Source organism: Phenylobacterium sp. P4_E10 (genome assembly GCF_056401675.1).
In genome coordinates this window covers 209,009-222,760 of the sequence record NZ_JBFUIW010000005.1, presented here as the reverse complement: position 1 = coordinate 222,760, position 13,752 = coordinate 209,009, and the positions used below count along the sequence as shown (strand labels likewise).

Below are 13,752 nucleotides of genomic sequence, written 5' to 3'. Positions count from 1 at the left end.
GCTGGATGCTCACCCGGCGGTCGGCGCTCGCTGCGGGCGCCGCCGTGGGCCTCGGCGGTGCCGGCGCGCCCGAGCCGCGGCGCATCGTGTCGCTCAATCCCTGCCTGGACGTGATCCTGGTGGCGGTCGCCGACCGCAGCCAGATCGCCGCGATCAGCCACTATTCGCATGACCAGTCCTCCTCCAGCATCGGCCCGGCCGGCGCGACCTATCCGTTCACCTATGAGAGCGCGGAGGAGGTGCTGTCCCTGCGGCCCGACCTGGTGCTGACCGGGCGCCATTCCTCGCCGGCCACCCGCGCGGCCCTGGCCCGCCTGGGTATCCGCGCCGAACTGTTTGCGGTGCCCAACTCGGTCCAGGACAGCCTCGACCAGGTCCGCCAGGTAGCCCGCGCCGTGCATCGCCCGCAGCGCGGCGAGGCGCTGGTCGCGCAGATCGAGGCTGCCCTCGCCGCCGCCACGCCGCCGCCGGGCGCCCCGCGGCTCAGCGCTCTGAGCTACCAGGCCGGCGGCTTCGCCAGCGCTCCCGGGACGATGATGGACGAGATGATGACCCGCTGCGGGCTCGACAACGCCGCCGCCCGCTATGGCCTCAAGCGCACCGGCAACGTCCCCCTGGAGCTGCTGGTCGCCGACCCGCCCGACGTGTTGCTGGCCGCAGAGTCCGAGCCCGGCGCCCCGACCTGGGCCGACCGCATCTCCAACCATCCGGCCCTGGCCCGCGTCGCCGGACGGATGCACCGCGCCACCTTTCCCCAGCAGCTCACTTTCTGCGGGGGGCCCGTGCTGATCCGTACCGCCCAGATGCTGGCCAAGGTCCGCCGTGAGGCGCTGGATATGCGAGGTAGGGTATGAGCCGCCGCCAGACCACCCTCGCGGTTCTCGCCGGCCTCGCGGTGCTGCTGGCCCTCGTCAGCATGGCGGCGGGCCGCGTCTGGGTGCCGCTCAGCGAGTGGACGGATCCCAGCAATCCGCGCCGGGCGATCATCTTCGAACTGCGCCTGCCGCGCACCATCCTGGCCATCGCGGTCGGTGCGGCGCTCGGCATGGCCGGAGCGGCGATGCAGGGCTACACCCGCAACCCGCTGGCCGATCCGGGCGCGCTCGGCGTCTCCTCGATGGGCGCGCTCGGCGCCGTACTCACCCTCTATCTTGGGGCCGGCGCCGCAGAGCCGTGGGTCATCGCCGCTGCGGCCATGCTCGGCGCCCTGATCGCCGTCTTCCTGTTGCTGGCGCTGTCGGGCCAGGCGTCCAGCATCGTCACCTTCATTCTGGCCGGAGTGATCCTGCAAACCATGGCCGGGGCCGGCGTCGCCCTGGCGCTCAGCCTGGCCCCCAATCCCTGGGCGGTGAACGAGATCGTCAACTGGCTGATGGGCTCCCTGGCCGACCGCAGCCTCGGCGAGGTGCAGATCGCGCTGCCGCTGATCGGCGTTGGCTGCCTGCTGCTGCTGCTGATCGGCCGCAGCCTCGACGCCCTCACCCTGGGCGAGACCGGGGCCCGCTCGCTTGGCGTCAACATGACCCGCGTCCGCTGGATGCTGGCGCTCGGCGTCGCCCTGACCGCCGGAGCCAGCGTCGCCGTCACCGGCGTCATCGGCTTCGTCGGCCTCATCGTGCCGCATCTGCTGCGCCCGCTGGTCGGGGCTAGGCCCGGCGGCCTTCTGTGGCCCAGCGCGCTCGGCGGCGCAGTGCTGGTGCTGGCCGCCGACATCGCCGTGCGTCTGACCCCCGCCGCCGGCGAGGTGAAGCTCGGCGTCGCCATGGCCGTGCTCGGCGGGCCGTTCTTCTTCGCCTTGCTGCTGTCCCTGCGCCGGAGGATCGCATGAGCGCACTGATCGCCCAGGAGGTCCGCGTCCGGCTCGGCGGCAAGCCGGTGGTCGACGGCGTCACCGCCACGTTCGAGCCCGGAACCGTCACTGCCATCCTCGGCCCCAACGGCGCGGGCAAGTCGACCCTGCTCGCCTGCCTGGCCGGTCTTCGCAGGCCGCAGGGCGGGAGCGTGGGGCTTGGCGACCACGCTCTGCTGGAAATGGCGCCGCGGGCCCGCGCCCGCCGCATCGGTTTCATTCCCCAGACGCCCGAAGTCGCCTGGGCGGTGGAGGCGCGGATTCTGGTCGGGCTCGGCCGTACCCCTTTCATCGGCTCCAGCGGCCTTAGCCTGGAGGACGCCGCCGCCATCGACCGGGCCATGGCCGCCGCCGGAGTCGTCGAACTGGCCGACCGCGACGTCACCACCCTTTCCGGCGGCGAGCGCGGCCGGGTGCTGATCGCCCGCGCACTGGCCGGCGACCCCGAATGGCTGCTGGCCGACGAGCCGCTCACCGGCCTCGATCCCGGCCACCAACTCGACGCCGGCGACCTGTTCCGCGCCATGGCGCACGATCAGGGCAGGGGCGTGGTCGTCACCCTGCACGACCTCTCGCTGGCCGCTCGCATCGCCGACCGGATCATCGTCATGGCGGCCGGGGCGGTGCTGGCCGACGGCCCGCCGGCGCAGGCCCTATCGTCCGAGGTGATGAAGGCGGCCTATGGCGTCGACGCCCGGGTCGTGGGGGGCGAGGGCGGCCCGCTGATCGAGATCGTCGGACGTGCCGGCTGATCCCTGGCTGGTGCTGGCCGCCGCCGGGGTGGAGGGCGTCGTCGGCTATCCGCGCCGTCTGCATGCGCTGGTTCCACATCCGGTGGTGTGGATCGGCAGGGCGCTGCGCGGGCTGGAGGCCCTCAACCGCGGCGGCGATCTGCGCCGTCGCTTGGCCGGGATCGCGGCCCTGCTGCTGGTCGCCGGGGCGGCCGGCGGCGCCGGCTGGGCGCTCGACAGGTTGCTGCAAGGCTGGGCGGAAATCCTGATGATAGGACTGGGCTCCCTCGGCCTCGCCGCTCGCAGTCTCTACGACCACGTCGCCGCCGTGAGTGCGGCGCTTGATCCCCCTCCGTCTCGCCTTCGGCGAGCCACCTCCCCCAGCGGGGGAGGATCTGGGTTTCTAGGTGCTCCCCCGCTGGGGGAGCTGTCGGCGACTGAGGGGGAACGCCTCCCCGCGGCCCGCACCGCGGTGGCCATGATCGTCGGCCGCGACACCGCCCAGCTCGACCGCGACGGCGTCGCCGCTGCCGCCCTGGAGAGCCTGGCCGAGAGCTTCAACGACGGCGTTGTCGCCCCGCTGTTCTGGTTTCTGGTCGGGGGCCTCGCGGGCCTGTTCGCCTACAAGGCGGTCAACACCGCCGACAGCGTCATCGGCCACAAGGAAGAGCCTTACCGCTGCTTCGGCTGGGCCGCGGCGCGCGCCGATGATCTGATGAACCTGATCCCCGCCCGCCTGGCCGGTGCGCTGATCGCCCTGGTCGCCGGACGTGGCTGGCGGATCATGTGGCATGACGCCGGCAAGCACGCCTCGCCCAACTCCGGCTGGCCCGAGGCAGCGATGGCCGGCGCGCTCGGCGTCGAGCTCGGCGGCCCGGCCAGTTACGACGGCGTCCCGCACGAACGGCCCGCGTTTGGCGAGGGCCCGCGGCCGTCGCCCCTGGACCTTCGTCGTGGGCTTGGGCTCTATCTGCGCGCCTGCGCGGTACTCGCCGCCGCCCTGGCGCTTGGAGGGTTCGTTTGGCCGCGTTGATGATCCAGGGATGCGGCTCGGACGTCGGCAAGTCGGTGCTGGTCGCCGGGCTCTGCCGGGTGTTCGCCAACCAGGGCCTGACCGTGCGGCCGTTCAAGCCGCAGAACATGTCGAATAACGCCGCGGTCACTATCGACGGCGGCGAGATCGGCCGCGCCCAGGCCCTCCAGGCCATCGCCTGCCGCACCCCGCCGACCGTCGACATGAACCCGGTGCTACTCAAGCCGCAGAGCGATGTCGGCGCGCAACTGATCGTGCGCGGCCAGATGGCCGGGACCTGGCAGGCCCGCGCCTATCAGGACCGCAAGGCCGGCCTGCTCGACGTGGTGCTGAAGAGCTTCCGCAAGCTGCAGGACGAGAGCGACCTGGTCATCGTGGAAGGCGCCGGCAGTCCGGCTGAGACCAACCTGCGGGCCGGCGACATCGCCAATATGGGCTTCGCCCGCTCCGCCGGCGTGCCGGTGGTCCTGGTCGGCGACATCGACCGCGGCCACGTGATCGCCGCCCTGGTCGGCGCCTATGCGGTGCTGGATCCGGAAGATCGCGCGATGATCGCCGGCTTCCTGATCAACAAGTTCCGCGGCGACCCGGCCCTGTTCGACGACGGACGCGCCGAAATCGTGGCCCGCACCGGCTGGGCCGATCTCGGCATGGCGCCCTGGCTGGCCGCAGCGCGCAGGCTGCCGGCCGAGGACGCGGTGGTGCTCGACAAGGTCGCGTCCAGCGCCGCGCGGCGGGTGAAGATCGTCGCGCCGATGTTCTCGCGTATCGCCAACTTCGACGACTTCGACCCGCTGCGTCAGGAACCGGAGATCGACTTCGGCTTCGTCCCGCCTGGCTCGCCGCTGCCGGGGGACGCCGACCTGGTGATCCTGCCGGGGACCAAGGCCACCCTCGCCGACCTCGCCTTCCTACGCGCCCAGGGCTGGGACATCGACCTGACCGCTCATGTCCGCCGCGGCGGCCGGGTGTTGGGGATTTGCGGCGGCTTCCAGATGCTGGGCCGGGCCGTCGCTGACCCCGACGGTGTCGAAGGCCCGCCGGGCCGCGCCGAGGGCCTGGGGCTGCTCGACGTCGAGACGGTGCTGACCGGCGACAAGGTGCTGCGCCCGACGCACGGACGCCTGACCTCCGGCGAAGCGTTCGAAGGCTATGAGATCCATGTCGGTCGCACTGACGGCCCGGCCCTGCAGCGTCCATTCCTGAACCGCGCGGATGGTTCGGGGGAAGGCGCAGTCTCCCCCGACGGCCGCATCGCCGGGGCCTATGTGCATGGCCTGTTCGACAAGGCCCCGGCCCGGGCCGCCCTGCTGGACGGTCTCGGCGCGGCGTCCGACGGCCTCGACCAGCACGACCGGGTCGACGCCGCCCTGGACGAGATCGCCGCCGTGCTCCAGCAGTCCTTCGACATTCCCCGCCTGGCCGCCATCGCCGGCCTGGAGTTTCGCCCATGACGCCCATCGTTCCCCTCGACCGCAGCCAGGAAGCCGCCTACCGCGCCCTGGTCGACGGCAAGGCCAAGCCGCTCGGCGCGCTGGGCCGCATCGAGGACCTGGCCGTGCGCCTGGCCCTGATCGCCGGCCGCCCGAACCCCAGCTTCGACCGTGCGCTGCTGCTGGTCTTCGCAGGCGATCACGGGCTCAACGAGGCCGGCGTCTCGGCCTATCCGTCGGCGGTGACCACGGCGATGGTCGCGACCCTGCTGGCCGGCCGCGCCAGCGCCAACGCCTTCGCCCGCGCCGTCGGCGCCGAGGTTCGGGTGGTCGACGCCGGTGTGGACGCCGACTTCGCCCCGCATCCGGCGTTGATCGCCGCCAAGGTCCGCAAGGGTACGCGCAACGCCGCAGTGGGCCCCGCTCTCACCGCGGCGGAGGTCGATCTGGCCCTCGAGCGCGGCGCCGCCATCGCCCGTCAAGCGATCGAAGAGGACGGCTTCGACGTCCTGGCGGTCGGCGAGATGGGCATCGGCAACAGCGCCAGCGCCGCCCTGATCCTGCACCGCCTGGCGCCGGCGTCGTTGGCCGACTGCATCGGCCCTGGCGCCGGCCACGATGCGGAGGGTCTGACCCGCAAGCGCGCGGTGCTTGAAACCGCCGCCGCCCGGAGCCCGGCGACCGACCCTCGCGAGGTGCTGGCCCAGTTCGGCGGTCTGGAGATCGTGGCCATGGCCGGCGCCATCCTCGGCGCGGCCGCCGCGCAAACGCCGGTGCTGGTGGACGGCTTCATCGCCTCCACCGCCGCCCTGGCGGCGATCCGACTCGAGCCGGCCTGCGCCGACTACTGCATCTTCGCCCATCGCTCGGCCGAGCGCGGTCACGCCATCGCGCTGCAGGCGGCTGGCGCGGCGCCGCTGCTCGACCTCTCGATGCGGCTGGGGGAGGGGACGGGCGCGCTGCTGGCCGTACCGATCGTGCGCGCCGCCGCCGCGCTGCTGAGCGAAGTCGCCAGCCTGGACGACGTGCTGGCCGGCCGCCTGTGAGCTTCGTTCTCCGCCAGGTCCAGCTCTTCCTCTGCGCGGTGCAGTTCCTGACCCGTGTACCGACGCCGGCCCTGCGCGGCTTCGAGACCGACTGGATCTCCCGCAGCGCACGCTACTTCCCGCTGGTCGGTATGCTGGTCGGCGGCGTCTGCGCGGCGGTGTTCTGGGGCGCCTCGCAGCTTTGGAGCGGCTGGCTTCCAGCCCTGCTGGCCATCGGCGCAGGCGTGCTGGTGACCGGCGCCCTCCATGAGGACGGCCTGGCCGACACCGCCGACGGCCTGGGCGGCGGCCCCACGATCGCCAAGCGCCTGACCATCATGAAGGACAGCCGCATCGGGACCTATGGCGCTCTGGCGCTCGGCCTGAGCTTGGCGCTGAAGGGCGCGGCGCTCGCGACCCTGCCCGCTGCGCTCGGCGCCTGGACCCTGGTGGCCGCCCATGCCGGGGGGCGCGGGGCGGCAGTGCTGGTGATGCGCGCCTTTTCCTATGTCGGGGATGCGAAGACCGGAAAGTGGAAGCCGGCCCCCTCCGACCTCAGCCTGCCGGAGATGCTCACTGCACTGATCCTCGCCGGCCTGCCCATGGCGCTGTCGCCGGGCGGGGTGGTCCTGCTGGCCTTGCTGCTGGGCGGCGTGATGGCCGCGGCGCTGGCGCTGGCAGCCAGGCGCCTGCTCGGCGGCTACACCGGCGACGTGCTCGGCGCGGTCGAGCAGGTCTTCGAATTGGGCTTCGTGCTCGGGGTCTCGGCCAGCCTCGCCGCGGCGATCGGCTCGGTTGACGGATAGGCCGAACTACTCGACCTAAGCGAGTAGTATTGTGCTTTCACGGCAAGCATTAGCCGCATACGGTTGGTTTTACTGAGGTATCCGTCGCCTGAACGACGGACGGCGGGGCAGGCGCCGATCTATTTCAACTCAGTGCTCGGGCGTTGGGGCTGGACATGACGGACGAGAGGCGGGACGACGCGACGGCGGCGGAGCTGCGTCATCGCACGGCCAATACCTTCCAGCTGATCTCTGCCCTGGCCCGCATGCGCGGTCAGCGCGCGGTCGAGCCCGAGACCCGTCGCCAGCTCACCTGGATGGCCGAGGCGATCAACTCACTGGGCGCTTTGGAGCGCCACCGCCTCGACGGCGGGGTCGATTTCCAAAGCTACCTTGAAGAGATGGCGCCGGTCTGGCGCCGCCGACAGGGTGCGCGTCCGGCTGAGATCCTGGTGAACTCCGCGCCGCTGATCGCGCCCGATCAGGCGGCCTCGACCCTGGCGTTGATCATCCACGAGCTGGTCTCCAACGCCCTGACCCACGCCTACGGGCCTGACGTCGCCGGCAAGGTGCAGGTCAGCCTCGCGCCCTGCGCCCCCGACCGTTTCGAGATAGTGGTCAGCGACGATGGCTCGGGCTTCGATCCGGCCGGGCCCGACGCCCGCGAGCGCTTCGGTCTGTGGTTCGTGCGCAGCCTCGCGGCCCAGGTGCGCGGCGAGTTCAAGCTTGAGACCCAGCCCAGCGTCACCGCCCGCCTGATCTTCTCGATCTAGAGCGAGGGCGGCTGCGGCAACAGCCGTTCATAGTGGCGGCGGACCACGTCGTAGCACTCGCAGGCATTGGCCTGCAGGCCCTCGCGGTCGACGATGTCCAGGACGCCGCGGCGGTAGCGGATATAGCCCTTCTGCTGCAGAGAGCGGGCGACGGCGGTCACCGTCGTGCGCTGCACGCCCAGCATGTCGGCCAGGAACTCCTGGGTCAGCGCCACCGTGTCGCCCGAAATCCGGTCGCGGCACGACAGCAGCCAGCGGCAGAAACGCGCCTCCACCGAATGCAGGGCGTTGCAGGCGGCCGACTGCGAGGCGTGGCCGAGCAGCGCCTCGGTATGGCGGTCGATCATCTCGCGGATCCGCGGACTCCGGACCCAGGCGTCGTGCAGTTGGTTCGACCCGATCCGCGCGCAGCGACAAGGCGTCTGCACCATCACCCGCGACAGCGACTGGCGCGAGGCGACGGCCGAGGTCAGCCCGACGGCGCCTTCCCGGCCGATGGTGGCGTTCTCGATGGCCGCGCCGTTCTCCATCAAGGTCATCGTCGAGATGACGCCGTCGTGCGGGAAGTAGACGACGTCAATTCGGTCGCCGGGCTCGTACAACAGCCGTCCGCGTTCAAGGTCGGTGTGAGTCAGGTGCGGCGCCACCAGCGCGTAGTCCTCAGGCGGCAGCGCGGCGAGTAAGCGATTTTGCACCGAGAACCAGGACCCCTTCATCGGGCGAATCGATCTCCGCCTTTCAGTTGCGGGGTCAACCTATCGAGACGGTTCGGGAATGACTGTCGTGAACACGACACTCCTTGGCGGACGCCGTGCGCAAACCGCCCGGCGTCTGCGAGGACCTCGGAAAGCTCGCGCGAATTGCTCGCGGTTTCTCAGCCTAATCCCGTGGAGGGCAGTAAAGCTGCGGCCTGCTCAGTGGAAATGCAGGTTGGCGCGTCCACCCAGGTGCGGCTCGTGCTTGCGGGCGTTGGCCACGGCGATCTCCCAGGCGACCGTGACCGGTCCGGCCTCGGAGAACCACAGTTCGGCGTCGCGGCAGCTGAAGCGCATCATGGTCAGCCGCGGATCGTCCTTGCCCTCTGGATGCCAGGCGGCGGCCACGGCGTTCCAGTACTTGGCGATCCTCACCTCGTCGTGGTCCAGGGTCAGCTCGCCGGTGATGCAGGCGCACAGGTCCTTGTGCTGAAACACGTACGCGGCCTCTCGGGCATCGACGATCTGACGCGCCAGTTCGGTGTCTGTGCGGGTGAAGAACCAGATCTGTTCGCGCTCGCGTTCGACGAAGGCGGTCATGGGCTGCATCCGACGCGAGGCGCCGCTTGTCAGGCCCAGCATGCCGACCTGATGGCGTTCGATCTCGTCCCACAGCTTCCGCTCGACGGCGACGCGGTCCTTCATGTCGATGTTCATGACGACTCCTCCGATAGCCTGTTGGAGTCGAAACCCTGAAGCTGCGCTGCGGTTCCGGCGACGCTCATTAGGGATTTACCTCGGGTCACACTTCCAGCGCGGGCTCGACTGGGTCATGATGGGCCATTCTTTCGACTGCAGATTCAAAATTGAGATCATTTCGATGAGCGAGATCATCGTCCCCCGCCAGTTCCGGGGACCTCCCTACACGGCCAATGGCGGTTACATTTGCGGCGTGCTCGCCGGCGCGGTCGGTGGCCGTGGCGTGGCGATGCTGCGTTCGGGCGTGCCGCTCGACACCGCCGTCAGCTTGCAGCCTGGCGAAGACGGCGCCGTGATCCTGGTGAACGCCGAGGGCGCGGTGTTGGGCTCTGCCAAGCGCGCCGAGGACAGCCAAATCCCCAACCCGCCGCCGGCCCCGCCGAGCGTCGAAGAGGCCCGCGCCTTCGCGGCCGCCTCGCAGTTCGCCGAGAAGTCGCTGCACCGTGGCTGCTTCTCCTGCTGCGTCGAGCGCGAGGCCGGCGAGGGCCTGGGCGTTCACGTCGGGCAGATCGACGGTGCGCCGGCCGGCCAGTGCGCCGGCGTCTGGACGCCGCACGCCAATTTCGCCGACGCCGACGGCACGGTCCCGGACGAGATCACCTGGGGCGCGCTCGACTGCTCGGGCTCCATGGCCTGGTGGATCAAGACCGGCTCGCCGGTCGGCCTGCTCGGCACCATGGCCGGCGAGGTCCTGAAGAAGCCGAAGGCCGGCGAGACCTACGTGGTCGTCGCTTGGGCGCGTGAGGTCGAAGGCCGCAAGTACTTTGCCGGCGTCGCCCTGTTCGACAAGGACGGCGAGGTCATGGCCCGCTCCGGCCAGATCTGGATCGGCCGTCCGCCGGGCGGCTTCGCGCCGCCTCCAGGCGTCGTGGCCGCCGCCAGCTGATCGCCCGCGGCTCACCGTCGCAATGAGCGCGCGCGCGTCGTCCCCCAGGGCGACGCGCGCTTCGCAGCGCCCACGTGGGCGAACATTGATCCTCGAGTTTTCGGCTCTCGCTTAGCGGGAGTTGCGCGGAATTGCGCGAGCAGTGCGTATTTTGTGTGCCTTTCCGGCAATGTCGGGCACGCTCACCGAACATAGTTCGCAGAACATGTTTGATATTTACCGATAGGTAACTATCCGGACAGAGGCTCCCCCCACGCGAAATCGGAGGAAGTCCGATGTTCAAGGTGGAGTATCATTTACTTGGCGAAGGTCTCTGGAGTAAGGGCGGCCTTCCTATGACGCGACTGGGTGCGGCCTATATGGCCGAGACCCTTCGAGAGCTTGGATTCGCTCATGAGGTCAGGGTGGTGCCCGCGGAGCCCCCTGCAAGCAGCAGCGACGAGCACCTGCTCGACATCCGGGTCTAGTACGCAGGCAGGCCGCACCCCGAGACGGCCTGCCAGCGACCTTGCAATTGTTGATTGCGCCAACGGTCGCGTCCTATGGACGTCGGCGACTGGCGTGTGTCGGGGAGTTTCTGTGTGGCGCGAGATCGGTCGTACCGTAGCCTTGAGTATCTCAGGAAAAGCGCCGCCACCTCGCGCGTCCTCAACCTCTGGCGCATCTCCCAGACCGAGGCGGGCAAGCTCGACTACGAGCAGAACCCGTTTTTCCGCAACTCGCTGCTGAACCGCAGCATCATCCTGAAGCACCGGGTGCGCGGCGGCGAGGGCGACCTCTTCGACTATCCGGTGCAGACGGCGACCAAGATCCTGCTGCCGATCGCCGAGCGTGAGCTGCGCTTTGGCGCGCGGTTCCTGTTCGTCGGTCAGCGCAATTTCGAGGAGGTGGCCGCGGTCTCCTTTGGCGACGACCTGCAAGTCGGCGCCCGCGACCGCCAGGTGCTCGACATCATCGCCGGGCTGCCGTCGCTCGACCCGTTCTTGATGCGCGAGATCTTGAGGACCAACGGCTTCGTGCCGGCAGCCTGCTATTTCAACGTCTCCGACGGCGACCTGGAGCGGATGTTCAGTTCCGCCCGCGCCGAGCTGGAGCCGCTGGTCAAGATGTCGTTCGGCGATGGCCACGGCTTCTCCAGCAAGGCCGCCACCCTGCTCGCCAAGATCCTCTCGGACGCCAACAGCGCCGAGCTCGAGCCCCTGCGCGCGGTCATGAACATGGACCCGCAGACCTTCCGCGAAGGCATCTTCTGCTGGAAGGCCTTCCTCTATTACAAATGGCAGCTCAAGGATCTGCTGCCGCGCATCCGCGTGGTGCTGGACGAGATCGCCGGCGTGCGGCCGCTCGGCCCGCTCGACGCTGACGACAAGATCTATATCGCCCGCATCAAGACCGAGCTGCGCGGCTGGATCTTTGGAGCGGTCGGCAGCGTCACGGAATCGCTGGCGGTCTACGACAAGGCCTACGCCGCCCTGACCCAGCAGAGCGACCCGGCCTTCTTCCGCGACTTCCTGTTGCGCGCGCCGGCCATGTTTTACAGCATGGGCGAGCGGCTCAGCGGCATTGAGCACGTGGCCAGCTTCTGGCGCTTCCGCTTCCCGTCCAACCAGATGCTGCGGGTCGCCGTCGACGAACTGGTCGATATGCTGATGGACTTCGAGGTCAGCCTCAACGCCGGCCAAGCCGAAGCCGCCTGACCGCAAATGAAAAGCGCCCCCGGCGGTGGCCGGAGGCGCTTCCATCAACTCAGTTCAGAGCTGCTTACGGGTTGAACGCGCCCAGGGCGCCGAACACGCTCTGACCGAGCGAGCCGCCGAACAGATTGGCGGACGAGCCCAGCGAGGCCCCGGCCTGGTCACGGTCGCGCAGCGAGCCGCCGAAGGTGTAGCGCACGCCCACCTTGAGGGTGTCCGACTTCAGGTCGAGGTCGTCCATCTCGCCATGCTCGTAGCCGCCGACCACGCTCCAGGGGGTGCCGGCGAACTGGTATTCGGCGTCGGCGCCGAGATTCCAGATGTCCAGGTCGCCGCCGTCGGCGTCAGCCTTGGTGTAGCCGGCCGAGCCTTGGAGCTTGAAGTTGTCGCTGACGAAGTAACGGACTTCGGCGCGGCCGGCCCAGAAGTCGACGTCGTCGATGTCGTCCGATCGGCCGTAGCCGACCTGGCCGTACAGGGTCGCCTGCGGGGCGACGTTGTACTGGGCCTCGGCGCCGACCGACCACAGGGTCACGTCGTCGCTCTTGTTGACGCCGACGAAGCCGCCGGCCAGGCCGCCGGTGAACGCCGTGTTGACGTGGCCGGTGACGGCCCAGGTGGTGGCGTCGTCGCCGTCGGCGTCGAAGTTGGTCACCGCGCCATCGACTTGGCCGCGCAGCGAGCCGAGGTCGAACGCGACCGCGCCTTCGCCTTGCAGCACGTCGGCGTCGGTATCGCCCAGGCCGCCGACGTCAAGCTCGGTGCGGCCGTAGTTGGCGCCCACATGGCCCACGGTCTGGGCTTGGGCGGCGGCGCCGGTCAGCGCGAAAAAGGCGGCCACGGCGGCCGTCGCGAACAGTTGGTTTCTCACTTTTTGGATCCCTTTTGGGTTTGAAATACTGAGGCCCAGCTATGCCCGTCATCCCTCCGTCACAATGGCTGAACCCTTTGGATTTCACGGGTCGGCGAAGAGTGTGACCGGTCAGTCACAGTCCATTTTTCCGCTCTTGAAATGCCAATTGCGCCTGCCCATGGCCTGGCTCTGGATTGGCAAGAAATTGCCCCGCCAACCTGGAAGCCGACGGCAATTCGGGCCGCGCAAGGCCCGGTTGCCGCGATGCGCCGTCAGCGACCGGCGATTGCTACGCGGAAAATCGTCCGCCGTGCTCAGGCGTCGGGTTTGGGCGCCAGGAAGCGGCCGGCCAGCAACGCCGCCTCGGTGCGGTTGCGCGCCCCGGTCAGGCGGAGAATCGCATGGATGTGGAGCTTGACGGTCCCCGGCGAGATGCCGAGCAGGTCGGCGATCTCGCGGTTGCGGCGACCCACCGCCATCTGCTTCAGCACGTCGATCTGTCGGGGCGACAGCCCGCTGCCGGTACGGCTCGCCCGCCGCGGCGCGCGGACCGGAAAATAGCCGCCGCCGCCGTACACAGCGGCCAGCGCGTGCCTGAACTGGCTGAGCTCGAAGTCCTTGGAGACGTAGCCGTGCGCCCCGGCGTCCTGGGCGAGCTGGGAGAAGGCGGGATTCACGCGATCGTCGATGACGACGGCCGGCGTCTGCGGCGCGGCGGCAAGCAGCCGCCTCAGGCCCTTGAAGTCGTAGTTGACGCTGAAGAGGTCGACCAGCAGCAGGGCTGGCGCCCGCTCGGCCAGGACTGCGGCGGCTGCGTCCAGTTCGCCCGTGGCGTGGACGCGGCCAAGGCCGACGGCCTCCGCCACCACCTGGGTGATGGCCAGGCGGCAGATAGGCTTTTCTTCGACCAGCAGGACGAGCCCGGCCTCGCTACCTGACTCCGTCACGCCGTTGCAGGAAAAGGTGTCGGGGGGCGGGCACATGGTCCCCGGAAAACATAAAGCCCCTGGTAGCGCAATGGGTATTTAGGAAATACCCGGTAATGGAGCGGTATTTGCGACCGATAACCACAGGTGTATCGGATTCATGCTTGAGTGTGTGTAATTGATTCGCCTAGCGACCGTGTATCATCCTCCCGGGATCGTTTTACTGGAAGCCAGTATATCCAAATATATATGCCTAATATCTCCATTGTTATACGTAAGTAGCGTTTTAGGCGCATTTGTACTTATTGTT

General features: G+C 69.3%; 15 protein-coding genes. 11 read left to right on the top strand and 4 right to left on the bottom strand.

Features of this window, described 5'->3' with window-relative positions:
• Window positions 1–5 precede the first annotated feature (5 nt).
• From AC1DQJ_RS08180 to AC1DQJ_RS08145, 8 genes are all read left to right on the top strand, one after another.
• Complete coding sequence (locus AC1DQJ_RS08180) at window positions 6–854, top strand: ABC transporter substrate-binding protein (RefSeq protein ID WP_477602193.1); 849 nt, start codon at window positions 6–8, stop codon at window positions 852–854.
• On the top strand, window positions 851–1,828 hold the full coding sequence (locus AC1DQJ_RS08175; RefSeq protein WP_477602067.1) for a FecCD family ABC transporter permease: 978 nt from the start codon (window positions 851–853) through the stop codon (window positions 1,826–1,828). Before AC1DQJ_RS08180 ends, AC1DQJ_RS08175 begins: the two co-directional genes overlap by 4 nt.
• Window positions 1,825–2,601 (top strand): ABC transporter ATP-binding protein, encoded by a 777-nt coding sequence (locus AC1DQJ_RS08170; RefSeq protein ID WP_477602065.1) that lies wholly within the window; start codon window positions 1,825–1,827, stop codon window positions 2,599–2,601. The genes AC1DQJ_RS08175 and AC1DQJ_RS08170 overlap by 4 nt, the downstream gene beginning before the upstream one ends.
• Window positions 2,591–3,613: a CobD/CbiB family cobalamin biosynthesis protein gene (locus AC1DQJ_RS08165; RefSeq protein WP_477602063.1), complete on the top strand. Its 1,023-nt coding sequence runs from the start codon at window positions 2,591–2,593 to the stop codon at window positions 3,611–3,613. Before AC1DQJ_RS08170 ends, AC1DQJ_RS08165 begins: the two co-directional genes overlap by 11 nt.
• A complete protein-coding gene (locus tag AC1DQJ_RS08160) occupies window positions 3,601–5,067 on the top strand; it encodes a cobyric acid synthase (RefSeq protein ID WP_477602061.1) in 1,467 nt (488 codons plus the stop codon). The genes AC1DQJ_RS08165 and AC1DQJ_RS08160 overlap by 13 nt, the downstream gene beginning before the upstream one ends.
• A complete protein-coding gene (gene cobT / locus AC1DQJ_RS08155) occupies window positions 5,064–6,092 on the top strand; it encodes a nicotinate-nucleotide--dimethylbenzimidazole phosphoribosyltransferase (RefSeq protein ID WP_477602059.1) in 1,029 nt (342 codons plus the stop codon). Before AC1DQJ_RS08160 ends, cobT begins: the two co-directional genes overlap by 4 nt.
• Window positions 6,089–6,877, top strand: a complete 789-nt coding sequence (gene cobS, locus AC1DQJ_RS08150; protein ID WP_477602057.1) for an adenosylcobinamide-GDP ribazoletransferase — start codon at window positions 6,089–6,091, stop codon at window positions 6,875–6,877. The genes cobT and cobS overlap by 4 nt, the downstream gene beginning before the upstream one ends.
• A 155-nt stretch (window positions 6,878–7,032) precedes the next feature.
• Complete coding sequence (locus AC1DQJ_RS08145; protein WP_477602055.1) at window positions 7,033–7,629, top strand: sensor histidine kinase; 597 nt, start codon at window positions 7,033–7,035, stop codon at window positions 7,627–7,629.
• On the opposite strand, the gene AC1DQJ_RS08140 is transcribed toward AC1DQJ_RS08145, so the two are convergent.
• Window positions 7,626–8,345, bottom strand: a complete 720-nt coding sequence (locus tag AC1DQJ_RS08140; RefSeq protein WP_477602053.1) for a Crp/Fnr family transcriptional regulator — start codon at window positions 8,343–8,345, stop codon at window positions 7,626–7,628. The genes AC1DQJ_RS08145 and AC1DQJ_RS08140 overlap by 4 nt on opposite strands.
• Before the next feature lie 198 nt (window positions 8,346–8,543).
• Window positions 8,544–9,041: a pyridoxamine 5'-phosphate oxidase family protein gene (locus AC1DQJ_RS08135; protein ID WP_477602051.1), complete on the bottom strand. Its 498-nt coding sequence runs from the start codon at window positions 9,039–9,041 to the stop codon at window positions 8,544–8,546.
• Between the two features lie 163 nt (window positions 9,042–9,204).
• On the opposite strand from AC1DQJ_RS08135, the gene AC1DQJ_RS08130 reads away from it, so the two are divergent.
• The 3 genes from AC1DQJ_RS08130 (at window position 9,205) to AC1DQJ_RS08120 (ending at window position 11,666) form a co-directional block, all read left to right on the top strand.
• Window positions 9,205–9,969 (top strand): hypothetical protein, encoded by a 765-nt coding sequence (locus AC1DQJ_RS08130; protein WP_477602049.1) that lies wholly within the window; start codon window positions 9,205–9,207, stop codon window positions 9,967–9,969.
• A gap of 275 nt (window positions 9,970–10,244) precedes the next feature.
• A complete protein-coding gene (locus AC1DQJ_RS08125) occupies window positions 10,245–10,436 on the top strand; it encodes a hypothetical protein (RefSeq protein WP_477602047.1) in 192 nt (63 codons plus the stop codon).
• Window positions 10,437–10,550: 114 nt separating this feature from the next.
• Window positions 10,551–11,666 (top strand): hypothetical protein, encoded by a 1,116-nt coding sequence (locus AC1DQJ_RS08120; RefSeq protein WP_477602045.1) that lies wholly within the window; start codon window positions 10,551–10,553, stop codon window positions 11,664–11,666.
• A 64-nt stretch (window positions 11,667–11,730) separates the two neighbouring features.
• Here AC1DQJ_RS08120 and AC1DQJ_RS08115 read toward each other — a convergent pair whose 3' ends face one another.
• Window positions 11,731–12,534, bottom strand: coding sequence for a porin (locus AC1DQJ_RS08115; RefSeq protein ID WP_477602043.1), 804 nt, complete (start codon window positions 12,532–12,534; stop codon window positions 11,731–11,733).
• Window positions 12,535–12,830: 296 nt separating this feature from the next.
• Window positions 12,831–13,499, bottom strand: coding sequence for a response regulator transcription factor (locus tag AC1DQJ_RS08110; RefSeq protein WP_477602041.1), 669 nt, complete (start codon window positions 13,497–13,499; stop codon window positions 12,831–12,833).
• Window positions 13,500–13,752 lie beyond the last annotated feature (253 nt).

Bases quoted from the DNA above. Each gene is read 5' to 3' on its own strand.
- AC1DQJ_RS08180 (WP_477602193.1), top strand. From the start codon at position 6: ATGCTCACCCGGCGGTCGGCGCTCGCTGCGGGCGCCGCCGTGGGCCTC.
- AC1DQJ_RS08175 (WP_477602067.1), top strand. From the start codon at position 851: ATGAGCCGCCGCCAGACCACCCTCGCGGTTCTCGCCGGCCTCGCGGTG.
- AC1DQJ_RS08170 (WP_477602065.1), top strand. From the start codon at position 1,825: ATGAGCGCACTGATCGCCCAGGAGGTCCGCGTCCGGCTCGGCGGCAAG.
- cobT (WP_477602059.1), top strand. From the start codon at position 5,064: ATGACGCCCATCGTTCCCCTCGACCGCAGCCAGGAAGCCGCCTACCGC.
- AC1DQJ_RS08145 (WP_477602055.1), top strand. From the start codon at position 7,033: ATGACGGACGAGAGGCGGGACGACGCGACGGCGGCGGAGCTGCGTCAT.
- AC1DQJ_RS08140 (WP_477602053.1), bottom strand. From the start codon at position 8,345: ATGAAGGGGTCCTGGTTCTCGGTGCAAAATCGCTTACTCGCCGCGCTG.
- AC1DQJ_RS08135 (WP_477602051.1), bottom strand. From the start codon at position 9,041: ATGAACATCGACATGAAGGACCGCGTCGCCGTCGAGCGGAAGCTGTGG.
- AC1DQJ_RS08130 (WP_477602049.1), top strand. From the start codon at position 9,205: ATGAGCGAGATCATCGTCCCCCGCCAGTTCCGGGGACCTCCCTACACG.
- AC1DQJ_RS08125 (WP_477602047.1), top strand. From the start codon at position 10,245: ATGTTCAAGGTGGAGTATCATTTACTTGGCGAAGGTCTCTGGAGTAAG.
- AC1DQJ_RS08110 (WP_477602041.1), bottom strand. From the start codon at position 13,499: ATGTGCCCGCCCCCCGACACCTTTTCCTGCAACGGCGTGACGGAGTCA.